Origin of the sequence: Paracoccus shandongensis, assembly GCF_017315735.1 — a bacterium.
Taxonomy (GTDB): Bacteria; Pseudomonadota; Alphaproteobacteria; order Rhodobacterales; family Rhodobacteraceae; genus Paracoccus; species Paracoccus shandongensis.
In genome coordinates this window covers 1-26,050 of sequence record NZ_JAFLRK010000011.1, presented here as the reverse complement: position 1 = coordinate 26,050, position 26,050 = coordinate 1, and the positions used below count along the sequence as shown (strand labels likewise).

The window sequence follows — 26,050 nt, the reverse complement described above, 5'->3', positions numbered from 1 at the left end:
GGCAGGCGGCGCAACCTAGCCGCGCTGGATCCGGTAGTTGCCTTCGGGCAGGTTCAGGGCCAGCCGCAACTCGGCCAGCTGGTGCATCGACAGGGTGATGCGCATCACCTCGTCGTCGGGGCCGACCTGTTCCACCACGACGCGGTCGTCGAAGGACAGGATCACCACATCCTCGTTCAAGGGGCCGGTTTCGGGCTCGACCTCGTCGATCAGGGTGATGACGGTGGCGTCGAAATCATGCTCGATGGTGAACATCGCTGTCTCCTTGGTTCGGCCGACATTCGCGTGATGAGCGCCCGTCGGCAAGCGGGCAGGGTTTGCGCGGCTTCCGGCGAGAGGATAAGATCGCCGCGAACCAAGGGTAAGACCGCGTCACGGCGAAATGCGGCATCGTGCAAGGGGCAGGGCAATGAGGCAGATCGCGGCGATCCTGGGTGCGGGGCTTCTGGGCATGGCGGCCTGCGCGCCGCTGCCCATGGACCAGGCGCCGCTGCCGACCGGCCCCTATGCCGCGCCCCAACCCGCGCCCGTCCTGACCAACGACGGCAGCCCGCAATCGACCGCCCGCATGTTCGTGGCCGTGATGCGCCGGATGGAACCCGCGGTGGAACGCGAATGTCTGCAACGGCGCACGCAGCCCATCAACTGCGACTTCCAGTTCGTCGTGGACGACCGCCCGGGGCAGGAACCCAACGCCTTCCAGACCATCGACCCCACCGGCCGCCCGATCATCGGATTCACCCTGTCGCTGATCGCGCTGGCCCGCAACGGCGACGAGATCGCCTTTGTCGTGGGCCACGAAGCCAGCCACCATGTCCTGAACCACCTGGACCGCAAGGCGGGCGCGGCGGCGGCGGGCGCGGTGATCCTGGGCAGCATCGCCTCGGTCTATGGCAACAACCCCGAGGCCATCGAGACCGCGCAGCGCATCGGCGCATCGGTCGGGTCACGCTATTATTCCCGCGATTGGGAACTTCAGGCCGATTACCTGGGGGCGATCATGACGCTGAACGCGGGCTTCGACCCGATCAACGGATCGCGATTCTTCGAGCGAATCCCCGATCCGGGCGATCACATGCTGGGCACCCATCCGTCCCGCGCGGCGCGGCTTGACCAGGTCCGGCGGGCCGTGAACGACGTGGTCAGCGGGCGGATCCGATAGGCTGCGACAGGCCCTTGCCTGCGGCAAATTTACCACGTTCTTCGGGGCACGGTAAGGGGCCCAGCCGGTGACCTTTGTCGCAAATCCCATAAACGACCCAAAACCTTTTTCCTAAACAAAGGGTTCCATCCAGCCCTGCCCAAGGACGACACAGGTGCCGAAAATTTATGTTCCATCGGCAAAAAAAAGCTGACCTATCGGCGGAAATCTGCTTTCGTCACCATTACCTTGCACATTAAATGCATGTGACTTGACATGGTAGCGCGATGCCGGTGGGCGTCCGTTTGGAGTTGCGGAATGATCGGCGTCGTTGTGTGGAGTAGCGTGGACAAGGAAAAGGCGGTGATCTGGTGCGAGGATCATGCAGCCCTTGCCTATCTGCAGGGTCGCGAGAATCTGACCAGCCCGGCATGGTGGCCCCAGCCGGGCGATCTGGTCGAACTGGACAGTGAGATCGTCGGCGCGCTTCGCAACGCCCGCCGCGTCAGCCTGCTTTCGGAACAGGAATACGCCGATCTTCCCGGGATGCTGCGCGCCAGCGCGACCCCGGTCGAGCCGCATCTGCGCGTCGTTTCCTCGACCCCCCAGCCCGATGCGCGGGACCAGCTTGCGACGCCGCCGGGGCTGAGGGCGGCCGCCGCAAGCTGAGGGCGATCAGACCCCGCGCGACAGGGCGGCGACGCCGGTGCGGGCTAGGTCGGCCAGCCCCAGGGGACGCATCAGATCGGCGAAGGCGTCCAGCTTGGTGGGCGTGCCGACCAGTTCGAAGACAAAGCTTTCCAGCGTCGAATCGACGACATTGGCGCGGAAGATTTCGGCGATTCGCAGCGCCTCGACCCGCTTTTCGCCCTGGCCGCGCACCTTGAACAGGCCCAGTTCGCGTTCGACCGCCGGACCCTCGACCGTCAGGTCGTGAACCTCGTGCACCGGCACGATTCGCCCCAGCTGCGCCTTGACCTGCGCGATGACCGAAGGCGTGCCGCGCGTCACCAGCGTGATGCGCGAACGATGCCCGGTGTGATCCACCTCGGCCACGGTCAGGCTGTCGATGTTGTAGCCGCGGCCCGAGAACAGCCCGATCACGCGGGCCAGGACACCCGGCTCGTTCTCGACCAGCACGGCCAGGGTGTGGCTTTCCTCGACCTGTGAATTCGGATCGCGCAGGTCATAGGCCGAATGGCTGGACGCGCCCTTCTGGATGTTCAAAGCGTTCATGGTTCTGCCTTCATTTTGGCACAAATATCCTGGGGGTGTGGGGGCAACGCCCCCACGCGACGATCTCAGACCAGAACCGCGCCTTCCGATTCGATCACGCCGAAGGTCGCGGCCTCGCCCAGCAGCATCTCGTTATGCGGCTTGCCCGAGGGGATCATCGGGAAGCAGTTCTCGTGCTTCTCGACCAGGACATCCAGGATGAAGGGGCCGTCGTAATCCAGCATCTGCTGGATCGCACCGTCCAGATCCTTCGGATCGCGAACCACCGCGCCCTTGCAGCCGAAGGCCTCGGCCAGCTTGACGAAATCGGGCAGGCTGTCCGACCAGGACTGGCTGTAGCGTTCGCCATGCAGCAACTGCTGCCACTGGCGCACCATGCCAAGGCGTTCGTTGTTCAGGATGAACTGCTTGACCGGCAGGCGGAACTGCACCGCCGTGCCCATTTCCTGCATGTTCATCAACCAGCTGGCATCGCCCGCGACATTGATCACCAGCGCATCCGGGTGGGCCATCTGCACGCCGATGCTGGCGGGCAGGCCATAGCCCATCGTCCCCAACCCGCCCGAGGTCATCCAGCGATTCGGCCCCTCGAAATGCAGGTATTGCGCGGCCCACATCTGATGCTGTCCGACCTCGGTCGTGATGTAGCGGTCGCGGCCCTTGGTCAGCGCCTCCAGCCGTTCCAGGGCGTATTGCGGCTTGATGATCGTGTCGCTGTTCCGGTAGGACAGGCAGTTCTTGGCCTTCCAGCCCTCGATCTGCTGCCACCAGCGGGCCAGCGCGGCGCTGTTGGTCTTGCGTCCGCGCGATTTCCAGACCTTCAGCAGATCCTCCAGCACATGGCCCACGTCGCCGACAATGGGAATGTCCACATGGATGACCTTGTTGATGCTGGAGGGGTCGATGTCGATATGCGCCTTGATCGAGTGCGGGCTGAAATCCGCCACGCGGCCGGTGATGCGGTCGTCGAAACGCGCGCCGATGTTGATCATCAGGTCGCAGCCGTGCATCGCCAGGTTCGCCTCGTACAGCCCGTGCATCCCCAGCATCCCCAGCCAGTTCCGCCCCGATGCCGGATAGGCGCCAAGCCCCATCAGCGTGGACGTGACCGGAAAGCCCGTCGCATCCGCCAGTTCGCGCAGCAACTGGCTTGCCCCGGGGCCCGAATTGATGACGCCGCCGCCGGTATAAAGGACCGGCCGCTCCGCCGCCTCGATCAGTTCGACCAGGCGGGTGATGGCGCCGATGTCGCCCTTGCGGACCGGCTGGTAGCGGCCGGGCTCGACCTGCTTCGGCCCGACATAGGTGCCGGTCGCGAATTGCACGTCCTTCGGGATATCGACCAGCACCGGCCCCGGCCGCCCCGAGGTCGCGACCTGGAAGGCCTTGTGGATTGTCCCGGCCAGCTTGTCGGTGTCCTTGACCAGCCAGTTGTGCTTGGTGCAGGGACGGGTAATGCCGACCGTATCGGCCTCCTGGAAGCCGTCGGTGCCGATCATGAAGGTCGGAACCTGTCCCGACAGCACCACCAGCGGGATGGAATCCAGCAGCGCGTCCGTCAGGCCTGTAACGGCATTCGTGGCCCCCGGCCCGGACGTGACCAGAACGACGCCCGGCTTGCCCGTGGACCGGGCATAACCCTCGGCCATGTGGACCGCGCCCTGTTCATGGCGGACCAAGACATGGGTGATGTCGTTCTGCTGGAAAATCTCGTCATAGATAGGTAGCACCGCCCCGCCCGGATAGCCGAATACCGTATCGACGCCCTGGTCGCGCAGGGCTTCGACAACCATTCTTGCACCCGTCATCGTTCGGGACATCGCTTCCTCCATCAGGCCAAGTCGCGGGCAGAGGCCCGCGAACGTCGGCGCAAACTATGGATGCGGCCTGACAGGGTCAATGGGCAGTTGCGGATAAAATGACGCTTATCACGCAAATTTTGTAATTTTCTTTCGCCATTTTCAGCGGTCGAACTGCGGCAGGGCGATGCGGGCCACCTGTTCGACGATCGGATCGACCGACAGGGGATGTGCCTCGTTGGAATGGTCCTGCGGATCGCCGATCGGCTGCCAGACCCCGCCCTTGTAGATCTCCAGCGCGGAAAAGCGCGCCTTGTAGTCCATCTTGCGGCTGCCCGGCACCCAATAGCCCAGGTAGATATAGGGCAGCTTGGCGGCCCGCGCGATCTCGATATGATCCAGGATCAGATATGTCCCCAGGCTCGCCGGTTGCAGGACCGGGTGGTAGAAGCTGTAGACCAGCGACAACCCGTCATCCAGCACGTCGGTCAGGCAGACGGCGGCCAGAAAATCGTCGCCGGGCGCCAAGCGTTCGGGCCGGTCGCCGCTGCAGCGGTATTCGATCACGCGGGTCTTGACCGGCGTTTCCTCGATCATCGCGGCGAATTCGAAGATGTCCATGTCGGCCATCCCGCCATCGGCGTGGCGGCTGTCCAGATAGCGGCGGAACAGCTCGAACTGCTCCTCGGTCGCCCAGGCACTGGTGGCCAGGCGCTTCAGGCCCGCGTTGCGGCGCATCAACCGGCGCTGCGTGCGCGAGGGCTGGAAATCCGCCACCCGGATCCGCGCCGACATGCAGGCCACGCAGCTTTCGCAGCTGGGCCGGTAAAGCACGTTCTGCGACCGCCGGAAGCCCTGGCGCGACAGGGCATTGTTCAGTTCGGCCGCATTGTCGCCATGCAGCGCCGTGAACAGCTTGCGTTCGGCCCGCCCGTGCAGGTAAGGGCAGGGCTGCGGAGCCGTGACATAGAATTGCGGCGCATGCGGAAGGGTATGGCGCATCACGGGCGGCCCTTGTGGCGGGTTGTCGTTCCAGAACTGATCATGCGCCGAAAAGGATCCGTCAGCCCACCTGTTGATTTGCGCGAAAGCCTAGCAATGAATGCGGGACACGCCAAGCCGGGAAAGAATTAAAGCTTGAACGGGCGCGGCAGGGGACATTGACCGGGCCGGGCCTTTGTCTAACCTGCCGCGCATGGATTTCGCCGCCCGCATCACCCGCCATCCCCTTGCCGCCGATCCCGACCGGGCGCGGCATGTCCTGTCGCTGTTCCCCGCGCTGGATCCCGCGCTGTCCGCCCTGATCGGCGGTGCTGCGGGGTGCAGTCCCTATCTGGCGGGGCTTTTGCAAAAGGAAGCCCAGTGGCTGCCCGGCGCGCTTGGGGCCGATGACGTGGTCGCCCGCGAGACGGCGGGCTTCGACGACCTGGGCCCCGAGGATCTGGCGATCGCCCTGCGCCGGGCCAAGCGCCGGGTCGCGCTTCATGCCGCGCTGGCCGACTTGGGCGGCGTCTGGCCGCTGGAACAGGTGACGGGCGCGCTGTCGGATCTTGCCGACTGCGCCGTCGATCTGGCCCTGCGGGTCCATGTCGCGCAGGAACGCCGGCGCGGCAAGCTGCCCCCGACGGATGCCGACGCGGGCGGGATCTTCGCGCTGGCCATGGGCAAGGGCGGCGCGCGCGAGCTGAACTACAGTTCCGACATCGACCTGATCGTGCTGTTCAACGAGGCCGCCTATGGCGAGGCCGACCAGCAGGACGCGCGCGCCGCCCTGATCCGCGCCACCCGCAAGATGGCCGCGATGCTGTCCGAGGTGACGGCCCATGGCTATGTCTTCCGCACCGACCTGCGGCTGCGGCCCGATGCCTCGGTCACGCCGGTCTGCATCTCGGCCGCCGCCGCGCTGGCCTATTACGAGGCCGAGGGCCGGACCTGGGAACGCGCGGCCTTCATCAAGGCCCGCGCGGCGGCGGGCGACATCGCGTCGGGCGAAGGCTTCCTGCGCGAACTGCACCCCTTCGTCTGGCGCAAGCACCTGGATTTCGCCACCATCCAGGACGCCCACGACATGCGCCTGCGGATCCGCGACCACAAGGGCCTGGGCGGGCGGCTGGAGATTCCGGGCCATAACATGAAGCTGGGCCGGGGCGGCATCCGCGAGATCGAGTTCTTCACCCAGACCCGCCAGCTGATCGCGGGCGGGCGCGACCCCGGCCTGCGCCAGCGCGACACCGTGGGCGGCCTTGCCGCGCTGGCCGACAAGGGCTGGATTCCGGCGGATGTGGCGCGCGACCTGACCGATCATTACCGCCAGCACCGCGACATCGAACACCGCATCCAGATGGTCAATGACGCCCAGACCCACAGCCTGCCCCGGGACGCGGCGGGCGTGGCGCTGATCGCCGCCATGATGGGCGAGGCGGACGCCGAGGCCTGGTCCGCCCGCCTGCGCGCGCGGCTGGAGCATGTGCACGAGCTGACCGAAACCTTCTTCGCCCCCGGCGAGGTTGCCGAGCATCCGCCGATCTCGCCCGAATCGCAGGCGATCATCGACGGGTGGCACGCCTATCCGGCCCTGCGCTCGACCCGCGCGCAGCAGATCTTCAAGCGGGTCGAGCCCGAATTGCTGTCGCGCATGGCGAAAACCGGCCACCCCAAGGAGGCGCTGCGCCGCTTCGACGGCTTCCTGTCGGGCTTGCCCGCCGGCGTGCAGATCTTTTCCTTGTTCGAGGCCAACCCCCAGCTGATCGACCTGCTGGTCGATATCTGCGGCAGCGCGCCGGGGCTTGCCGCCTATCTGACGCGCCATCCGGCGGTGCTGGACGGGGTGCTGGGCGGCAGCTTCTTCTCGCCCTGGCCGGGGGGGCAGGGGCTGCGCGCGGATGCGGATCGTTTGCTGCAAGGGGCGCTGACCGGGCCTGGCGGCGGATACGAGGCCGCTTTGGACGCCGCCCGCCGCTGGACGCATGAATGGCATTTCCGCGTGGGCGTCCACCACCTGCGCGGGTTGATCGACGCGGACGAGGCCGCGGGCCAATATGCCGATATTGCGGATGCCTGCGTGGGCGCGCTGTTTCCCGTCACCGCCGGCGATTTCACCCGCAAGCACGGGCAGCCCCCGGGACGGGGGGCGGTGGTGCTGGGCATGGGCTCGCTGGGGGCGCGCACGCTGAACGCCGGATCCGACCTGGACCTGATCGTGATCTATGACGCGGACGGGGCGGACAGTTCGGACGGGCCGCGTCCGCTGGCGGCGCGCCCCTATTACGCGCGCCTCACGCAGGCGATGATCACAGCCGCCTCCGCCCCGACGGCGGAAGGGCGGCTTTACGAGGTGGACATGCGCCTGCGCCCCTCGGGGCGGCAGGGGCCGGTGGCGACCGCCATCGGCAGCTTTGAAAGCTACCAGATGACCGAGGCCTGGACCTGGGAACACCTGGCCCTGACCCGTGCCCGCGTGGTGGCGATGGCGGGCGAGGGGGCCGAGGAACTGGCGAACGATGTCGAGGCGCTGCGGCTGGCCGTGCTGCGCGGGCGCGGCACCGATCCGCGCGTCATGCCCGATCTGGCCGACATGCGCGAACGCATCTTCGCCGCCCGTCCCCTGGACGGCGCGTGGGAAGCGAAGGTCGGTCCCGGCCGGTTGCAGGACATCGACCTGCTGGCGCAATCGCTGGCGCTGCGGGCGGGCGATCCGGCGCGCGGGACGCTGGCGCAACTGCGCGCCGGGCGGCGGGCGGGACTGATCGCCGCGCGGGATGCCGACCGGCTGGCGTCCATCTGGCGGTTCCTGTGGCGGCTTCACGCCTCGGGGCGGCTGCTGACGATGAAGCCCCTGGACATGGACGAGATCGGCCTGGGCGGGCAGGAATTCCTGCTGCGGGAAAGCGGCGCGAAGTCGATCGCGGATCTGGCCGACCGCCTGCGCGATTCCTGCGCCGAGGCCGCCGCCCTGATCGACGCGGCCCTGCCGGTCGAAGCGGGCTAGGCGCGTTTCCGGGCAGGCACCGCGGCGGGGGCAAGGCCTTCGTCGATCACCGGTGCCGCGGGCGCCGCATCCGGCTTGCGCTCGCCGATGGCGCCCAGCAGCGGGACCGACACCGTGCCTTCGGGCACCGCGACGGCGGCGGCGTCGGCGTCGGCGTCGTAAAGGCCATGCGCGGTCTTGTCCCAGTAGAAGGGCTTCACGACCACTTCGTAGATGGCCTTCCACCCGGCCAGGCAGCCCAGCGGGAAATACAGGTGCAGGCTGGGCACCCAGGCCATCAGGTGGCGGTGCTTGTCGGCGCGCACGGCCCACATGCCCACCCCGATGGACAGCAGCTCGGATGCGATGAAGGTGCCGAACAGCGCCGGGATCGCATAGCCGCCCCAGACGCCTGCCAAGGGCTCGCGCAGGGGATGGGGCAGGCCCAGGCTCAGCAGCCAGAAGCTCCACAGCACCGGGGCCAGCAGGTATTGCGACAGGCTGCCCAGGAACTGGATCTGGAAGCCGATGAAGCGCCAAGCCCCCAGTTCGCGCCACAACAGGCGCGGGTTGCGCATGTGGACGCCCCAGGTCATCGCATAGCCTTTCAGCCAGCGCGAGCGTTGCTTGATCCAGGGCAGGGCGCGGCAGTTCGCCTCCTCGTCGGTGGTGGTGTCGATGATCTCGGTCCGCCAGCCGCGCCGGGCCAGGCGCACGCCCAGGTCGGCGTCTTCGGTCACGTTCCAGGCGTCCCAGGCACCGACCTGTTCCAGCGCGTCGCGGCGGAAGAACAGCGTGGTGCCGCCCAGGGGGACGACCAGGCCAAGCCGCGCGACACCGGGCAGGATCACCCGGAACCAGGCCGCGTATTCGATAGTGAAGCAGCGCGCCAGCCAGTTGGTCCGGGGGTTATAGAAATCCAGCGCGCCTTGCAGGCAGGCCACATCGGCGGGCGCGAAATGGAAGCGGCGGGCGACGGCGTGCAACTGGTCGGGATCGGGCCGGTCCTCGGCATCCCAGACGCCGATGATCGCCCCCCGGCAGAAGTTCAGCGCATAGTTCAAGGCGCGCGGCTTGGTCTGGACGGGGCCGTCCGGCACCTCGACCACGCGGATCCAGCCGGGCAGGCGCGCGCCTTGCAGGGCGTTGCGGGTCACCTGGTCGCTGGCCTCGATCACCAGCAGGATGTCTGTCAACTCGCGCGGGTAATCCAGCCGCGACAACCGGCTGACCAGCTTGCCCGCGACATCGCTTTCGCGGAACAAGGGCACCATGACCGAGATCACCGGCAGCGGGCCGGTCATTTCCGCCCGCTTGGCGCGGCCCCGGGCCAGATCCTCGGCTAGGGCGTCCTGTTCGGCCAGGATGCGGCGGCTGGACAGGAAGGCCAGCAGCTTGAGCCCGCTTTGCGCCAGCAAGGACGCGGTGGCCCACAGCGTCAGGGCCGACAGGATCATCACGGGCGCAAGCCACAGGCCAAGCGCCAGGGCCGCCATCGCGCCCAGGGCGATGCGGCCGGTGCGGGCCTCGTTCCGGGACCGGCAGCTTTCCGCAGCGGGGACGCGCATCTCGGCCTGGCGGATCATGGCGATGCGGCGGACGGCCAGAACGGCGGCCTGGACCTGATCCTCGCTGCACAGAAGCATCCGCACCTGGCCGAAGCTGGCGGGGAACAGCGGGATCAGGGCCGCGAAAGCCTCGGGGCGGGCGGTGGCGATCCAAGTGACGCCGCCGATGCGCCGCCAGGGCAGGATGGCATTGGCCAGGCAGAACTCGGCCCCCAGGGCGTCGATGAGGCGCGGATCGCCGGGGGTCTTGGCGGGATCCAGCGCGGTCGTGCGCCATTGGCGGCACAGGGCGCGCAGCAGCGCCTCGGGCGTGACCCAGCCTTGGGACAGAAGGATCTGGCCCAGGCGGCTGTCCTGCCGCCCGCGCATCACGCTGGCTTTCAGCAGGTTGCCGGGATCGACGGCGCCGTCTTCCAGAAGCAGCTGCCCCAGGGGCGCCTGGTTGCGGGGCGCCATGGTCGGCGCGGCTGCGTCAGCGGGCAGAACGGCTGAGGTGTGCGGACTGGCCATGGGCGATTCCCTGTTGGATCGCCCATGGGTGGCACGAAAGCGGTTAAGAAGGGGTTAAGCCCCGCGGCGGGCGCGCATCGCGTCCGCGAACCGCTGGAACAGATACAGGCTGTCCTGCGGGCCCGGCGCGGCCTCGGGGTGGTATTGCACGGAAAAGACCGGCTTGTCCTGCACGCGGATGCCGCAATTGCTGCCATCGAACAGGCTGACATGGGTCTCAATCACGCCGGCGGGCAGGGTCTGGCTGTCCACCGCGAAGCCGTGGTTCATGGACGTGATCTCGACCTTGCCGGTTTCGGTGTCGCGCACGGGATGGTTCGCGCCGTGGTGGCCGTGGCCCATCTTCACGGTCTTGGCCCCAAGCGCCAGCGCCAGTATCTGGTGGCCCAGGCAGATGCCGAAGATCGGCATGTCGCGGTCCAGCAGGGTCTGGATCATCGGCACGGCATATTCCCCGGTCGCCGCCGGATCGCCGGGGCCGTTCGACAGGAACACGCCCTCGGGCTCATGGGCCAGGACCTCCTCGGCCGTGGCGGTGGCGGGCAGGACGGTCACGTCGGCCCCGAAGGCCACCAGCGACCGCAGGATGTTGCGTTTCGCGCCGTAATCCAGCGCGACCACCTTGAAGGGCTTGGGCTCGGGCGAGGTGCCGAAACCCTTGCCCCATTCCCATGCGCCCTGGTCCCAGCGATAGCTTTGGCGGCAGGTCACGTCGCGCGCCAGATCCAGGCCCACGAGGCCGGTCCAGTTGCGGGCCTTGGCGACCATGGCGGCGATGTCGAAGTTGCCGTCCGGGTCATGGGCCAGCACCACATGGGGCGCGCCCTGCTGGCGGATCGCGCGGGTCAGGCGGCGCGTGTCCACCCCGCCCATGCCGATGCGGTTGCGCCGGGCCATCCAGCCGGGCAGGTCGCCCGCCGCGCGCCAGTTCGATGGATCGGTCGGATCCCAGCGGACGATGATGCCGCTGGCGACGGGATCGGGGGCCTCGTCGTCTTCCGGCGTGATGCCGGTGTTGCCGATATGGGGAAAGGTGAAGGTGACGATCTGGCTGGCATAGCTGGGATCGGTCATGATCTCCTGATAGCCGGTCATCGCGGTGTTGAAGACCAGCTCGGCCACGACCTCTCCGGGCGCGCCGAAGCCCTGGCCGTGGAAGACGGTCCCGTCGGCAAGCGCAAGGCAGGCGGTCGGTTTTTTAGCCATGGCGGGCACCCCTTGTGTGAAATCTGCCGGTGAATAGGGGCAGGGGGCGGCAAGGTCAAGGACATCGCCCTATCTTGATTTGCCCCGGGGACTGGCCTAGACCGCAGGCTTTCGCGCCCCGGAGAGACGACCATGGACCTGCGAGCCACGCTGCAAGCCGCCACGAAGGAAGCCATGAAGGCCAAGGACAGCGCGCGCCTGTCCACGCTGCGGCTGATCGCCGCCGCCATCAAGGACCGCGAGATCGCCGCCCGCACCGGCGATGGCGAAGGAACGCTGGGCGACGCCGACCTGATCGCGATCCTGTCGAAGATGGTCAAGCAGCGCCAGGAATCGGCCAGGGCCTATGAGGAAGGCGGCCGGCTGGAACTGGCCCAGAAGGAAGAAGCCGAGATCGGCGTCATCCAGGAATTCCTGCCCCGGCAACTGACCGAGGCCGAAACCTCTGCGGCCATCGACGCGGCCATCGCCGCCCTGGGGGCGACCGGCATCCGCGACATGGGCCGCGTCATGGCGGAACTGCGCGACCGCCATGCGGGGCAGATGGATTTCGGCGCCGTGGGGCCGATGGTCAAGGCGCGGTTGCTGAACTGACGGGGACAAACCCGTCCGGGCCAAAGGTCAGCGCAGGCTGGCCAGCCGCCGTTGCAGGTCGTCGTGCAGGCTGCGGCGTTCCTCGGGCGTCAGGAAGGCGCCAAGCTCGATTTCCCGCTGTCCATCGGTAAGCGTCAGGTAGGATTCGACCGGCCCGCGCCGCAGCGTGGCGCGCAGCCAATAGCTGTTCGTGGTCCATTCGCGCAGCCGCCCGCCCGGATCGCGGCGCGACACCCGGGCGGTCTTGCGGTCCAGCACCAGTTCCTCGGTTCTCTCGCCTTGGGCGTAGCTGCGCTGGATCGCATACCAGACCCCGCCGATCACCAGCAGCACAAAGGGCAAGAGCCCCCACAGGACCGCCGTGCCCAGCATCGCCACCACCGGCAGCGCCATGAAGCCCGCCGTCACCCCGATGAACCAGACGAAACCACGGCGCGGCAGCGACTGATAGGGCCACAGCCGCAGCCGATATGATAAGGCCCCGGTGTGATCCGGGGCCGTGTCGATCCATTCATAAGGCATCAGTGGCCGTGGGCGTGGTCCCAATCCTCGCGCCGGGGAAGCTGCTCGAAGGTGTGCTCCGGCGGGGGCGAGGGCAGGGTCCATTCCAGCGTGTCCGCGTGGACGTTCCAGTAGTTGTTCTCGGTCACGCGCTTGCCTGCGAACAGGGTGTAGAACACGACGCCGATGAAGAACAGGAAGGACGCGAAGGACAGATAGGCGCCCAGCGAGCTGATGTAGTTCCAATAGGCGAACTCGACCGGATAGTCGATGTAGCGGCGCGGCATCCCCTGGCGGCCCAGGAAGTGCTGCGGGAAGAAGGTCAGGTTCGCGCCGATGAACATCATCCAGAAGTGCAGCTTGCCCGCCCATTCGGGATACTGGCGGCCCGACATCTTGCCGATCCAGTAATAGACGCCCGCGAAGATCCCGAAGACCGCGCCCAGCGACATCACATAGTGGAAATGCGCCACGACATAGTAGGTGTCGTGATACACGCGGTCCAGCGGCGCCTGGCTCAGCACGACGCCGGTGACGCCGCCCACGGTGAACAGGAACAGGAAGCCGAAGGCCCAGAGCATGGGCGTCTTGAACTCGACGCTTCCGCCCCACATCGTCGCGATCCACGAGAAGACCTTGATGCCCGTGGGCACCGCGATCGTCATGGTGGCCAGCATGAAATAGGACTGCTGGGTCAGCGACATGCCTGCGGTGTACATGTGGTGCGCCCAGACGACGAAGCCCAGAACGCCGATCGCGGCCATGGCCAGCACCATCGGCAGATAGCCGAAGATCGGCTTCTTGGCGAAGGTCGAGATCACGTGGCTGATGATCCCGAAGCCCGGCAGGATGATGATATAGACCTCGGGGTGGCCGAAGAACCACAGGATATGCTGGTACAGCACCGGGTCGCCGCCGCCGGCCGGGTTGAAGAAGTTGGTGCCGAAGTTGCGGTCCATCAGCAGCATGGTGATGGCGCCGGCCAGCACCGGCAGGGCCAGCAGGATCAGCCAGGCGGTGATGAAGACCGACCAGGCGAACAGCGGCACCTTGAACAGCGTCATGCCCGGGGCGCGCATGTTCAGGAAGGTGGTGATGATGTTGATCGACCCCAGGATCGAGGACGCGCCCGAGACGTGGACGGCGAAGATCGCGAGATCCATCGAATACCCGGCCTCGGTCGTCGAAAGCGGCGGATAAAGCACCCAGCCGACGCCCGAGCCCATCTGGTCGGACCCGCCCGGCGCCAGCAGGGACGCCACGCCAAGCGCCACGCCCGCCACATACATCCAGTAGGACAGGTTGTTCAGGCGCGGAAAGCTCATGTCCGGGGCACCGATGTGCAGCGGCATGAAATAGTTGCCGAAGCCCCCGAACAGCGCGGGAATCACCACGAAGAACATCATCAGGACGCCGTGATAGGTGATCATCACGTTCCACAGATGCCCGTTGGGCGTGCATTCGGCGGTGGCGTCCGCGATGAAGCGGGCCCCTTCGACGCACATGTACTGCACGCCGGGATGTTGCAGTTCCATCCGCATGTAGACGGTGAAGCTGACCGAGATCAGCCCCACCAGCCCTGCGGTGAACAGGTAAAGGATACCGATGTCCTTGTGATTGGTGGACATGAACCAGCGGGTGAAGAACCCGCGTTGGTCGTGATGGTCGTCGTGGCCATGAACGGCTGCGTCTGCCATACCCGAACTCCCTCAGATATAGTGATCCGGTCCGGCAGACCGGCAATTCCCTGAGGTTGTTCTAGACCAGCCGTGCCGACCCGGCAATGCCCTAAGGGCGCCGGGACGGCAGCTTTTGGCGGCAGAGGCCGCCGCAAGGGTCAGCGATACACCAGAACCGGGATCTTGGAATGGGTCAGGATCTTGGTGGCCTGGCTGCCCATCACCACCGCCGCCATCCCGCGCCGCCCGTGGGACGCCATGGCGATCAGGTCGCAGCCCTCGGCCAGGGCGGTGTCGATGATCGCCTCGTAGGGGCTGTCGTGCCATTTGTGATGGGTCCGGACGGAAACCCCCGCCGCCTCGGCCTTGGCGCGCGCGGCCTGCAGGATCCGGTCCGCGTGCGCGGTGGCATCCGCGTCATAGCTGGCGCGCGTGCTTTCGACCTGCATCGAATCCGTGCTGAGGATGCGGAACGGTTCGGTCACGATCATCACCGTCACCGCCGCGCCGGTGCCTGCGGCCAGGGCGATCCCCTTGTCCACCGCCTGGGTTGCCAGTTCCGACCCGTCGGTCGGGATCAGGATATGCTTGAACATTGCCCCTCCATCGCTAATGGGCCCGCCCTTGGGGCCCGGAAGGAACCTGCCATGTCCGGCGGCAGGGCAGAATGATCCAAATCAAATCAAAGGGGCCGGCCCCGGAGGACCGGCCCCTTGCAGGAAAGGTTCCCGCTGTTACTGCGCGGCGGGCGAGGCGCTTGCCAGATAGGCCGCGATATCGGCCTGGTTCTTGTTCAGCTTGAAGGTCATCTTCGTGCGCGCCGAGGTGTCGCCGGTCTTTTCCTGCACGAACTTGTTGGGATCGGTGACATAGGCGGCCAGATCCTCGACCGTCCAGACCTCGCCCGAATCCTTCAGGGCCAGCAGCGCCTCGGAATACTTGAAGCCTTCCTCGCTGCCTGCGGGCCTGCCGACGACCCCGTAGAGGTTCGGCCCGGTCTTGCCGCCCTTCACGATGTCCTCGCCCTCGGGCGACTGGATCATGTGGCAGGCCTTGCACTTGCGGAATTCCTTTTCGCCGGTGGCGGCGTCGCCGTCCTGTGCAAGTGCGGGCATGGCCAGGGCTGCACCCATCAGGGCGCCAATGATCGCAATTTTCATTCTTTTCCTCGCTCGTCCAAGAAACTGGAGTTCCCAGCGGATCTACATAACCCCGCGCGAGGCATTTGCCACCCGTCAGAAGGTCGCAGCCAAAACGAGAAAGTCAGGCGAAGGTTGCATCGAACCCGCGGCGCAGCGCCACGTCCAGGTCTGCCATGCCGACGGGCAGGCCCAGATCGACCAGGCTGGTGACGCCGTGGCCGCTGATCCCGCAGGGCACGATGCCGCCGTAATGGGACAGGTCGGGTTCGACATTGATGGCGATGCCGTGAAAGCTGACCCAGCGGCGCAGCTTGACGCCGATGGCCGCGATCTTGTCGTCGCGGGGGGATCCGTCAGGCAGGGGGGTCTTGTCGGGACGCGGCACCCAGACCCCCACGCGCCCCTCGCGGATCACGCCCGTCACGCCGAACTCGGCCAGCGCGGCGATCACCCAGGCTTCCAGCCGGGCGACAAAGGCGCGCACGTCGCGCCCGCGCCGGTTCAGGTCCAGCATGACATAGACGATTCGCTGGCCCGGCCCGTGATAGGTGTATTGCCCGCCCCGCCCGGTCACATGCACCGGAAAGCGCGCCTCCAGCAGGTCGCCGGCCTTGGCGCTGGTGCCCGCGGTATACAGCGGCGGGTGTTCGACCAGCCAGACGGCCTCGTCCGCCCGGCCCGCATGGATCGCGGCCACCCGCGCCTCCATGAAGGCCAGGGCCGCGTCGTAATCGGTCAGCCCGTCTGCCGTGATCCAGTCCACCATGCGCGGGATCTGGACCGGCCGGGCGGTGCCGTCAAGCGAGATCAGAATACCCCTTTTCAATCCCCCGCGCCTCGGCTATCACCCGCCGCACTGCCCGGATGCGGTCGTGGCGGAATTGGTAGACGCGCAGCGTTGAGGTCGCTGTTCCTTAACCGGAGTGGAAGTTCGAGTCTTCTCGACCGCACCATCTTTCCCTTACATCGTCGTTGCGGCAAAACCGGGCACAAGGCCCGTTGCGAATGAGGATGTTATGAAGATTGCCGTTGTCGGCCTGGGCTATGTCGGGCTTTCGAACGCGGTGCTGCTGGCGCAGCATTCCACCGTCGTGGCGCTGGACATCGACAAGGGCAGGGTCGCTGCCGTCAATGCCCGCCAAAGCCCGATCGAGGATGCCGACATCACCCGCTTCCTGGCCGGGCGCGATCTTGACCTGACGGCCACCACCGATCCCGCGCAGGCCTTGTCCGGCGCGGACTTCGTGATCGTCGCCACGCCCACGAACTATGACCCGCGCACCAACGGCTTTGACACCTCCTCGGTCGAGGCGGTGATCGCACTGGCCCGCCAGCACGCCCCCGCCACGCCCATCATCGTCAAGTCCACCGTGCCCGTGGGCTTTACCAGCCGGATGCGGGCCAGCACCGGATTCGACGGCATCATCTTCTCGCCCGAGTTCCTGCGCGAGGGGCTGGCGCTGCACGACAACCTTCACCCCAGCCGGATCGTGGTGGGCGACAAGGGCGAGGCCGCGCACCGCTTTGCCGACCTGCTGGTCCAGGGCGCGCTGGCCTCCGACGTGCCGGTCCTGTTCACCGATTCGACCGAGGCCGAGGCGATCAAGCTTTTCGCCAACACCTTCCTGGCGATGCGCGTGGCCTATTTCAACGAACTGGACAGCTATGCCCTGACCCATGGCCTGGATCCGCACGCCATCATCCGGGGCGTCGCGCTGGATCCGCGGGTGGGCGATTACTACAACAACCCGTCCTTCGGCTATGGCGGCTATTGCCTGCCCAAGGACACCAAGCAGCTGCTGGCGAACTATTCCCTGGTCCCGCAGAACCTGATCGCGGCCATCGTTGAATCCAACCGCACGCGCAAGGACTTTATCGCCGAACAGATCGTGGCGCGAAATCCGCGGACGGTGGGCATCTACCGGCTGGTGATGAAGGAAGGCTCGGACAATTTCCGCGACAGCGCCATCCAGGGGATCATGAAGCGGATCAAGGCCAAGGGCATTCCCTGCATCGTCTATGAGCCCGCCCTGGACGCCGATCACTTCTTCCATTCGCCGGTGGAACGCGACCTTGCGGCCTTCAAGGCGAAATCGGACCTGATCATCGCCAACCGCCGCCACGACGACCTGGCCGATGTCGCGGACAAGCTGTTCACCCGCGACCTTTTGCAGCGCGACATCTAGGCGCATGACCCCGGGCGCCCGCATATCCGCCGCGATCGCCATTCTGGACCGCATCCTGGCGGGCCAGCCTGCCGAACAGGCGCTGCTGCGCTGGTCGCGGGCCAGCCGGTTCGCGGGCTCGGGCGACCGGGCGGCGGTGCGCGACCTGGTCTTCGACGCGCTGCGCTGCCGCAACAGCCATGCCGCGCTTGGCGGGTCGCTGAGCGGGCGCGGGCTGATGATCGGCGGGTTGCGCGCCGCCGGGCGCGATCCGGCAACGGTCTTCACGGGCGAGGGGCATGCGCCCGCGCCCCTGGCTGCGGGCGAGGGGACGGGCTCGGCCGATGGCGTGTCCGACATACCCGACTGGCTTGCCCCCTTGTGGAAAAGCTCGCTGGGCGGGGATGCCGATGCGGTCGCTGCGGCGATGCGGCAGCGGGCGCCGGTCTGGCTGCGCGTCAACACGCTTAGGGCCACGCCTGCCGATGCCATCCGCGCCCTGGCCGAGGACGGCATCGCCGCCGTGCCCGACGCGCGCCTGGCGACGGCCCTTCGGGTGACGGAAAACGAACGCCGCCTGTCGCAAGGCCGCGCCTATGGGGACGGCTTGGTCGAGTTGCAGGATCTGTCGCCGCAACTGGCCTGCGCCGCCCTTCCGGTGGCGCCGGGGATGCGCGTCCTTGATTACTGCGCGGGCGGGGGCGGCAAGACGCTGGCCGTGGCCGCCCGGGCCAAGGGCCTGGCGCTGGTGGCCCATGACGCCGATCCCGCCCGGATGCGCGATCTGCCACAGCGGGCCGAACGGGCAGGGGTCAGGGTGCGGCTGGACGCCGATCCGGCGGGCCGCTTCGACCTGGTGATCGTCGATGCGCCCTGTTCGGGGTCGGGCACCTGGCGGCGCACCCCCGATTCGAAATGGCGCCTGACCGAACCCGCGCTGCGCGATCTCGTCGCGCTGCAGGCGGAAATCCTGCGCAAGGCCGCGCGGCATGTGCCGCCGGGCGGGCATCTCGCCTATATGACCTGCTCGGTCCTTGCCCCCGAGAATGACGGCCAGGTGGCGGCCTTCCTGCGCGGCCACCCGGACTTTTCGCAACTGTCGCGCCATTTCTGGACCCCCCTTGATGCCGGGGACGGGTTCTTCCTGGCGCTGCTGGCCCGCCGATGAGGCCGCGCGCTGCCATTAACGCTATCTTAAGGGCTTTGGCGGTATCGAGCATCTGGAGGAACGGCAAGGGGGCTCGGCGCATGGTTCTGGGGGATACGCAATCGGCACTGTCGCGCAATGCCGCGATGGCCTTGCCCCTGCTGATGGTTCCGGTGGGGATCGCGGCCATTGTCGCCCTGGTGGCCCCGCAAAGCAGCTATGGCGCCCTGGCCCTGGCGGTCGGCACCATTGCGGTGGCCTGGTATATCCTGGGGGGCGTGATCTCGCTGGGCTATGTGCTGGACCGGCTGGCGGCGCGGCGGGCGCTGGCCAAGATCCGGCACGAGGTCGCGGCCGCGCCCGATCCGGTCTGGATCTGCGATTCCGACGGGCTGGTGATGCTGCAGAACGACGCCTCGCGCACGGGCTTCGGCGACATTGCCGGGCAGAACATCCTGCGGCTGGTGTCCGGCCTGCGGGCCGATGCCGTCCAGGACATGGAGGGGCTGGTGCGCCGCTCGGGCTATGCGGGCTGCGCGGACCTGGCGCTGGCCTCGGGCGATACGCTGACGCTCAGCCGGGCCGAGGATGCGCCCTTGCAGATCTGGTCCTATCACCGCCAGGGCAGCCCCGCGCCCATCCCTGCTGCCGAGGACGAGGAGGAAGCCCCCGACGATTTCGAGGCGATCCCGGTGGCCTTGCTGCGCATTGCGCCGAACGGCTATGTCCGCCGGGCCAATGCAGCGGCCCGGCGGCTTCTGGGCGACAGCCTGCCCGAAGGCCCTGATCCCGTGCATATCGGCAGCCTGCTGGACGGTCCCGGCCGCCCGGCGGGGGAATGGATCGCCGAAACCCACGCGGCGCGGCGCACCGACGGCCGGTCCGAGGTGCTGCGCCTGCGCGTCCCCGATGATGCCGCCCGCGAACAGCATTTCCAGGTCACGCTGGCGCTTGATCCGGTGGAACAGCCTGGTGTCATCGCGGTGCTGAACGACGCCAGCGCGCTCAAGACGCTGGAAGCGCAGTTCGTGCAAAGCCAGAAGATGCAGGCCATCGGCCAGCTGGCCGGGGGCGTGGCGCATGACTTCAACAACCTGCTGACCGCCATTCGCGGGCATTGCGACCTTCTGATGCTGCGCCACGACAAGGGCGATCCCGACTATGCCGACCTGGACCAGATCGGCCAGAACGCCAACCGCGCGGCCGCCCTGGTGGGCCAGCTTCTGGCCTTCTCGCGCCGCCAGCAGCTGAAGCTGGAAACGCTGGATCCGCGCGACGTGCTGGCGGATCTCACCCATCTTCTGAACCGTCTTGTGGGCGAAAAGGTCACGCTGACCATCGCCCACGACACCGCCCTGCGCGCCATCCGCGCCGACAAACGACAGCTGGAGCAGGTCATCATGAACCTTGTCGTCAATGCCCGCGACGCCATGCCCTTGGGCGGCAACATCGAGATCCGCACCGACGTGGCGACCATCGGCGCCGATGGCGCGCGCGGCAAGGTCTCGCTGCCGCAGGGGGATTACCTGCGCATCCGCGTCACCGACGAGGGCTGCGGCATCGACCCGGCGCTGCGCGACAAGATCTTCGAGCCCTTCTTCACCACCAAGCGCGTGGGCGAGGGGACCGGCCTGGGCCTTTCCACCGCCTACGGCATCGTCAAGCAGACCGGCGGCTATATCTTCTGCGACAGCGAACTGGGGAAGGGCACCTGCTTCTCGCTTTATTTCCCCGCGCAAGCCGCGGGCCAGCCCGCCCCGCGCCCGGCGCCTGTCCTGGCCGCCGTTCCCCAACCCGAACGCCGCGCCACCGTCCTGCTGGTCGAGGACGAGGCCCCCGTCCGCGCCTTCGCCGCCCGCGCCCTGCGGCTCAAGGGCTATGACGTCCACGAGGCCTCCAGCGCCGAGGAGGCGCTGTCGTTGCTGGACGGAACGCTGGCCGTGGACATCTTCGTGACCGACGTGGTCATGCCCGGCATGGACGGGCCAAGCTGGGTCCGCACGGCCCTGCGGGACCGCCCCGGCACCAAGGTGATCTTCATGTCCGGCTATACCGAGGACATCTTCGGCGAAGGCCATGACCCGGTCCCCAACGCCACCTTCCTCGCCAAGCCCTTCACCCTGAACGAACTTGCCCAGACCGTCGCCCGTCAATTGCAGGGCCCGCCGCGCCGCCTGGATGCGTGAACGGTTTGTTAACCGTTCCGGTCCAGACTGGTTAAGAAAACGTGATTCCCCCCAAGGGATTGCGCTTGAAAAAGCGGCGGTGAACACGCATCTAGGGACAGGAACAAGAAGTGAACATCAACCTCCCGTGGCCGGCAGATTGCTGTAACGGCCGGGCTGTGAAATAACGGTAAGGACGATATGGCACAGGCGAGCATCTTCGACATGAACGACAAGCGCAGCGCGGACAAGCAGAAGGCGCTCGACAGCGCCCTCGCCCAGATCGAGCGGCAATTCGGCAAGGGCTCGATCATGAAGCTGGGCAAGGACAGCCCGGTGGCCGAGATCGAGGCGACCTCGACCGGGTCGCTGGGGCTGGACATCGCCCTTGGCATCGGCGGCTTGCCCAAGGGCCGCATCATCGAGATCTTCGGGCCGGAAAGCTCGGGGAAAACCACGCTGACGCTGCATGTCGTGGCCGAGGAACAGAAGAAGGGCGGCGTCTGCGCCTTCGTGGACGCGGAACACGCGCTGGATCCGCAATACGCGAAAAAGCTGGGCGTGAACCTGGACGAACTGCTGATCAGCCAGCCCGACACGGGCGAACAGGCGTTGGAGATCGTGGACACGCTGGTCCGTTCCGGCGCGGTCAGCCTTGTGGTGGTCGATTCGGTCGCGGCGCTGACGCCCAAGTCGGAAATCGAGGGCGACATGGGCGACATGCAGATGGGCAGCCAGGCCCGCCTGATGAGCCAGGCGATGCGCAAGCTGACGGCCAGCATCGGGCGCAGCAACTGCATGGTGATCTTCATCAACCAGATCCGCATGAAGATCGGCGTGATGTTCGGCAACCCGGAAACCACGACGGGCGGCAACGCGCTGAAATTCTATGCCTCGGTCCGCCTCGACATCCGCCGCACCGGCGCCGTCAAGGACCGGGACGAGGTGATCGGCAACGCCACCCGCGTGAAGGTCGTCAAGAACAAGGTCGCGCCGCCCTTCCGGCAGGTGGAATTCGACATCATGTATGGCGAAGGCATCAGCAAGGTCGGCGAATTGATTGACTTGGGCGTCAAGGCCGGCGTGGTCGAGAAATCGGGCGCCTGGTATTCCTATGGCGACGAGCGCATCGGCCAGGGCCGCGAGAACGCCAAGCAGTTCCTGCGCGACAACCCCGACCGCGCCGCCGCGATCGAGGACAAGATCCGCGCCAGCCACGGCCTGGAATTCGCAGTGGCGGGCGGCGAAAGCGAAGACGACAGCCTGACCGAGGAATGATCGGCCGGGCATGACCTTTCGGACGCGCGGGCACCCCTTGCCCGCGCGTTCTTCCTTGTCCGAGGCCCCCGCGCACGCGCCCTTGCGGCGATTGCTGGACAGGGCAGGCCGCGGGTTATAGATCATGCGCAAACCCCGCGCGCGTATCCCCGGCCGCGCCACCAGAACGCGAAGGCCCACCATGCCCACACTGAACGACATCCGCTCGACGTTCCTGAGCTTCTTTGAACGCAACGGCCACCGCGTCGTGGACAGTTCTCCGCTGGTGCCGCGCAACGATCCGACGCTGATGTTCACCAATTCGGGCATGGTGCAGTTCAAGAACCTGTTCACGGGGGTGGAAACCCGCGACTACAAGCGCGCGACCACGGCACAGAAATGCGTCCGCGCGGGCGGCAAGCACAACGACCTGGACAACGTGGGCTATACCGCGCGCCACCACACGTTCTTCGAGATGCTGGGCAATTTCAGCTTCGGCGATTACTTCAAGGAACAGGCGATCCCCTATGCCTGGGAACTGCTGACCAGGGATTTCGCCATCCCCAAGGACCGGCTGCTGGTCACCGTCTATCACACCGACGACGAGGCTGCGGACATCTGGAAGAAGGTCGCGGGCCTGACCGACGACCGGATCATCCGCATCCCGACCTCCGACAACTTCTGGCAGATGGGCCCGACCGGCCCCTGCGGCCCCTGCACCGAGATCTTCTTCGACCACGGCGACAAGATCTGGGGCGGCCCTCCGGGCTCGGCGGATGAGGACGGCGACCGCTTCATCGAGATCTGGAACCTGGTCTTCATGCAGAACGAGCAGTTCGAGGACGGGTCCATGCGGGCGCTGGACATGCAGTCCATCGACACCGGCATGGGGCTGGAACGGATCGGCGCGCTGTTGCAGGGCAAGCACGACAACTATGACACCGACCTGATGCGCAGCCTGATCGAGGCCAGCGCCCACGCGACCAGCAGCGATCCCGACGGGCCGGGCAAGGTCCATCACCGGGTGATCGCCGACCACCTGCGGTCCACCAGCTTCCTGATCGCGGACGGGGTGATGCCCAGCAACGAAGGGCGCGGCTATGTGCTGCGCCGGATCATGCGCCGGGCGATGCGGCACGCGCATATGCTGGGCGCGCAGGATCCGGTCATGCACAAGCTGGTGCCCGCGCTGGTGCGCCAGATGGGCGCGGCATACCCTGAACTGACCCGCGCGCAGGCCATGATCGAGGAAACCCTGCGCAGCGAGGAAACGCGCTTCCGCCAGACGCTTGACCGGGGCCTGCGGCTGCTGGACGACGAACTGGCCCGGCTGCCCGAAGGCGCGAACCTGCCGGGCGAGGCGGCCTTCAAGCTCTATGACACCTACGGCTTCCCGCTGGATCTGACGCAGGACGCGCTGCGCGAACAGGGCCGGTCGGTCGATACCGCCGGTTTCGACGCCGCCATGGCCGAGCAGAAGGCCAAGGCCCGCGCAGCCTGGTCCGGTTCGGGCGAGGCCAAGGATGCCGCCATCTGGTTCGAGCTGGCCGAAAAGCACGGCGCGACCGAGTTCCTGGGCTATGACACCGAGGAGGCCGAGGGCCAGATCCTCGCCGTTGTCGCGGACGGTGCCGATGTGGGCCAGGCGACCAAGGGGCAGTCCGTGTCCCTGGTCGTGAACCAGTCGCCCTTCTATGCCGAATCCGGCGGACAGGTGGGCGATACCGGCTTGATCAAGACCGAAACGGGCGCTGCCCGCGTGACCGACACCCGCAAGGTCGCGGGCGTCTTCCTGCATGTGGCCGAGGTGACGTTGGGCACCATCAGCCGGGGGCAGGGGGCCACGCTGTCCGTCGATCACGCCCGCCGCAGCGCCATCCGCGCGAACCATTCCGCCACGCACCTGCTGCACGAGGCGCTGCGCCGCGCCCTGGGCGAGCATGTCGCGCAGCGGGGCAGCCTGAACGCGCCCGACCGGCTGCGCTTCGACTTCAGCCACAACAGCGCCGTGTCCCCCGAGGAACTGGCGCGGGTCGAGGCCGAGGTGAACGATTTCATCCGCCAGAACAGCCCGGTCGAGACGCGGATCATGACGCCGGACGATGCGCGCGGACTTGGTGCGCAGGCGCTGTTCGGCGAGAAATACGGCGACGAGGTGCGGGTCGTGTCGATGGGCCAGCTTGCCGACAGCGGCAAGGGCGCGGACGGCCAGACCTATTCGCTGGAGCTTTGCGGCGGCACCCATGTCGCGCGCACGGGCGACATCGGGGCCTTTGCGTTGCTGGGCGATAGTGCGTCCAGCGCGGGCGTGCGGCGCATCGAGGCGCTGACGGGCCAGGCGGCCCTGGCGCATCTGCGCCATTCGGACAACCAGTTGTCGGAAATCGCGGGCATCCTCAAGGCGCAGGCGGGCGATGTCGTGAACCGCGTCAAGGCGCTAGCGGACGAACGCAAGGCGTTGGCGAACGAGGTTGCGCAGCTCAAGCGCCAGTTGGCCATGGGTGGCGGTCAGGCCCAGGCGGTCAAGGATATCGGCGGCGTCAAGTTCATCGGCCGCCGGGTCGAGGGCGTGGGCGGCAAGGAACTGGGTGCGCTCGTCGATGAGATGAAGTCGCAGCTGGGCAGCGGCGCGGTGCTGGTCCTGGCGGAAGCGGAGGGCAAGGCCACGGTCGCCGCAGGCGTGACGCCCGATCTGGTGGACCGGATCAGCGCCGTGACGCTGGTGCAGACCGCGACCGCCGCGCTTGGCGGCAAGGGCGGCGGCGGGCGGCCCGACCGCGCGCAGGGCGGCGCGCCCAGCCTGGCGGCTGCGGATGATGCCATTGCCCAGGTCGAAAAACTGCTGGAGGAAACGGCATGACCGCGCTGTGGATTGCCCATGTGACCGTCACCGACCCCGAGGCTTACGGGAAATACGCGCAGGCCGCGGGGCCTGCGATTGCCGCGCATGGCGGGGTTTTCCTGGCGCGCGGCGGGCGGTATCAGCAACTGGAAGGCAACGACCGCGCCCGCAACGTGGTCGCGCGCTTTCCCAGCTTTGACGCCGCCGTTGCCTGCTACAACAGCAGCGAATACCAGGCGGCGCTGGCCCATGCCAAGGGCGCCTCGGAACGCGACCTTGTGATCGTCGAGGAAACGCCCCCGCCTGCGGATTAGGCTATTTTCTTCATCCTTTCGTGGTATTCATGACGCAAAGAAGACACGAAGGGGCAGGGTCATGTGCCGTTGGGCCGCCTATGTGGGCCAACCGATTTTCCTTGAGGAGATCGTCAGCCGCCCGGATCACTCGCTGATCCGGCAAAGCCAGGGGGCGCGGCGCTGCGTGACGCCGGTCAATGCGGACGGCTTTGGCCTGGCCTGGTATGGCGAACGGCCCGAACCCGGTCTTTACCGCGATGTGATGCCCGCCTGGTCCGATCCGAACCTGCACAGCCTGGTCGCGCAGGTCCGGTCGGGGCTGTTCATGGCGCATGTGCGCGCATCCACCGGAACGGCGACTAGCCGCAACAACTGCCATCCCTTCGTGTCGGGCCGCTGGTCCTTCATGCACAACGGCCAGTTCGGCGGCTATGACGCCTTCCGCCGGGATGCCGACGTGATGATCCCCGACGACCTTTATCCCCACCGCAAGGGCGCCACCGACAGCGAGGCGCTGTTCCTGATCGCCTTGGGCGAGGGGCTGGACCGCGATCCCAAGGGCGCGATGGAACGGGCGGTGGCGCGGCTGACCGATCTGGCGATGCGGCGGGGCAGCGCGCCTTATGTGCGGGCGGCCTGCGCGTTTTCGGACGGACAGCGGCTTTACGCGATCCGCCATGCCAGCGACGATGGGGCGCCCAGCCTGTTCCATCGCTGGTCGCAAACCCGCAACGGGCGTGCGGTGGTGTCCGAACCGCTGGAAACGGATGAAAACGACTGGACCGAGGTGCCGCCGGGCAGCTTCTGCGTCTTTGACGGGGGCAGCGTCACGATC

At 67.2% G+C, this 26,050-nt stretch carries 22 protein-coding genes and 1 tRNA gene; 12 read left to right on the top strand and 11 right to left on the bottom strand.

Going from position 1 to position 26,050, the window contains the following annotated elements; genetic code table 11:
* Positions 1-15: 15 nt before the first annotated feature.
* Positions 16-255 (bottom strand): hypothetical protein, encoded by a 240-nt coding sequence (locus JX613_RS09335; RefSeq protein WP_207101193.1) that lies wholly within the window; start codon positions 253-255, stop codon positions 16-18.
* Between the two features lie 154 nt (positions 256-409).
* Here JX613_RS09335 and JX613_RS09330 point away from each other — a divergent pair, with 154 nt between their 5' ends.
* Positions 410-1,162 (top strand): M48 family metallopeptidase, encoded by a 753-nt coding sequence (locus tag JX613_RS09330; RefSeq protein WP_207101192.1) that lies wholly within the window; start codon positions 410-412, stop codon positions 1,160-1,162.
* 297 nt (positions 1,163-1,459) lie between these two features.
* On the top strand, positions 1,460-1,810 hold the full coding sequence (locus JX613_RS09325; protein WP_237168479.1) for a hypothetical protein: 351 nt from the start codon (positions 1,460-1,462) through the stop codon (positions 1,808-1,810).
* A 6-nt stretch (positions 1,811-1,816) separates the two neighbouring features.
* On the opposite strand, the gene ilvN is transcribed toward JX613_RS09325, so the two are convergent.
* The 3 genes from ilvN to JX613_RS09310 all read right to left on the bottom strand — a co-directional run bounded on the left by ilvN (position 1,817) and on the right by JX613_RS09310 (position 5,178).
* A complete protein-coding gene (gene ilvN, locus JX613_RS09320; protein WP_207101191.1) occupies positions 1,817-2,377 on the bottom strand; it encodes an acetolactate synthase small subunit in 561 nt (186 codons plus the stop codon).
* A 65-nt stretch (positions 2,378-2,442) separates the two neighbouring features.
* Positions 2,443-4,197, bottom strand: coding sequence for an acetolactate synthase 3 large subunit (locus JX613_RS09315; protein ID WP_207101190.1), 1,755 nt, complete (start codon positions 4,195-4,197; stop codon positions 2,443-2,445).
* Between the two features lie 141 nt (positions 4,198-4,338).
* Entirely contained in the window at positions 4,339-5,178 is an 840-nt protein-coding gene (locus tag JX613_RS09310; RefSeq protein ID WP_154763300.1) for an arginyltransferase, read from the bottom strand.
* A gap of 193 nt (positions 5,179-5,371) precedes the next feature.
* Here JX613_RS09310 and JX613_RS09305 point away from each other — a divergent pair, with 193 nt between their 5' ends.
* The gene (locus JX613_RS09305; RefSeq protein WP_207101189.1) at positions 5,372-8,164 is read left to right on the top strand and encodes a [protein-PII] uridylyltransferase family protein; all 2,793 of its coding nucleotides are present in this window, start codon (positions 5,372-5,374) and stop codon (positions 8,162-8,164) included.
* Here the strand turns inward: JX613_RS09305 and JX613_RS09300 are convergent.
* Positions 8,161-10,221, bottom strand: coding sequence for a glycosyltransferase (locus tag JX613_RS09300; protein WP_207101188.1), 2,061 nt, complete (start codon positions 10,219-10,221; stop codon positions 8,161-8,163). The genes JX613_RS09305 and JX613_RS09300 overlap by 4 nt on opposite strands.
* A 54-nt stretch (positions 10,222-10,275) precedes the next feature.
* Positions 10,276-11,427, bottom strand: coding sequence for a glutamine-hydrolyzing carbamoyl-phosphate synthase small subunit (gene carA, locus JX613_RS09295; protein WP_207101187.1), 1,152 nt, complete (start codon positions 11,425-11,427; stop codon positions 10,276-10,278).
* Positions 11,428-11,559: 132 nt separating this feature from the next.
* Here carA and JX613_RS09290 point away from each other — a divergent pair, with 132 nt between their 5' ends.
* Positions 11,560-12,021, top strand: coding sequence for a GatB/YqeY domain-containing protein (locus tag JX613_RS09290; RefSeq protein WP_207101186.1), 462 nt, complete (start codon positions 11,560-11,562; stop codon positions 12,019-12,021).
* A gap of 27 nt (positions 12,022-12,048) precedes the next feature.
* Here the strand turns inward: JX613_RS09290 and JX613_RS09285 are convergent, their stop codons facing one another.
* The 5 genes from JX613_RS09285 to lipB all read right to left on the bottom strand — a co-directional run bounded on the left by JX613_RS09285 (position 12,049) and on the right by lipB (position 16,109).
* On the bottom strand, positions 12,049-12,543 hold the full coding sequence (locus JX613_RS09285) for a DUF2244 domain-containing protein (RefSeq protein ID WP_207101185.1): 495 nt from the start codon (positions 12,541-12,543) through the stop codon (positions 12,049-12,051).
* Positions 12,543-14,219, bottom strand: a complete 1,677-nt coding sequence (locus JX613_RS09280; RefSeq protein ID WP_207101184.1) for a cytochrome c oxidase subunit I — start codon at positions 14,217-14,219, stop codon at positions 12,543-12,545. Before JX613_RS09280 ends, JX613_RS09285 begins: the two co-directional genes overlap by 1 nt.
* A gap of 140 nt (positions 14,220-14,359) precedes the next feature.
* Positions 14,360-14,797: a universal stress protein gene (locus JX613_RS09275; RefSeq protein ID WP_207101183.1), complete on the bottom strand. Its 438-nt coding sequence runs from the start codon at positions 14,795-14,797 to the stop codon at positions 14,360-14,362.
* Positions 14,798-14,935: 138 nt separating this feature from the next.
* Entirely contained in the window at positions 14,936-15,361 is a 426-nt protein-coding gene (locus tag JX613_RS09270; RefSeq protein WP_207101182.1) for a c-type cytochrome, read from the bottom strand.
* A 103-nt stretch (positions 15,362-15,464) separates the two neighbouring features.
* Positions 15,465-16,109 carry a lipoyl(octanoyl) transferase LipB gene (lipB, locus tag JX613_RS09265; RefSeq protein ID WP_207101262.1) on the bottom strand — a complete coding sequence of 215 codons (645 nt, stop codon included), beginning with the start codon at positions 16,107-16,109 and terminating at the stop codon, positions 15,465-15,467.
* Between the two features lie 100 nt (positions 16,110-16,209).
* Between lipB and JX613_RS09260 the strand changes: the two genes are divergently transcribed.
* The 8 genes from JX613_RS09260 to JX613_RS09225 all read left to right on the top strand — a co-directional run.
* Positions 16,210-16,296, top strand: a tRNA-Leu gene (locus JX613_RS09260).
* A gap of 63 nt (positions 16,297-16,359) precedes the next feature.
* A complete protein-coding gene (locus tag JX613_RS09255; protein WP_207101181.1) occupies positions 16,360-17,529 on the top strand; it encodes a nucleotide sugar dehydrogenase in 1,170 nt (389 codons plus the stop codon).
* Positions 17,530-17,533: 4 nt separating this feature from the next.
* On the top strand, positions 17,534-18,676 hold the full coding sequence (locus JX613_RS09250; protein ID WP_207101180.1) for an RsmB/NOP family class I SAM-dependent RNA methyltransferase: 1,143 nt from the start codon (positions 17,534-17,536) through the stop codon (positions 18,674-18,676).
* An 80-nt stretch (positions 18,677-18,756) separates the two neighbouring features.
* A complete protein-coding gene (locus tag JX613_RS09245) occupies positions 18,757-20,841 on the top strand; it encodes a hybrid sensor histidine kinase/response regulator (RefSeq protein ID WP_237168478.1) in 2,085 nt (694 codons plus the stop codon).
* A gap of 180 nt (positions 20,842-21,021) precedes the next feature.
* Positions 21,022-22,098, top strand: a complete 1,077-nt coding sequence (gene recA / locus JX613_RS09240; RefSeq protein ID WP_207101178.1) for a recombinase RecA — start codon at positions 21,022-21,024, stop codon at positions 22,096-22,098.
* Between the two features lie 181 nt (positions 22,099-22,279).
* Complete coding sequence (gene alaS / locus JX613_RS09235) at positions 22,280-24,937, top strand: alanine--tRNA ligase (protein ID WP_207101177.1); 2,658 nt, start codon at positions 22,280-22,282, stop codon at positions 24,935-24,937.
* Positions 24,934-25,233, top strand: a complete 300-nt coding sequence (locus JX613_RS09230; protein WP_207101176.1) for a DUF1330 domain-containing protein — start codon at positions 24,934-24,936, stop codon at positions 25,231-25,233. The genes alaS and JX613_RS09230 overlap by 4 nt, the downstream gene beginning before the upstream one ends.
* Before the next feature lie 61 nt (positions 25,234-25,294).
* A partial coding sequence (locus JX613_RS09225; protein ID WP_207101175.1) for a class II glutamine amidotransferase occupies positions 25,295-26,050 on the top strand: 756 nt, incomplete at its 3' end.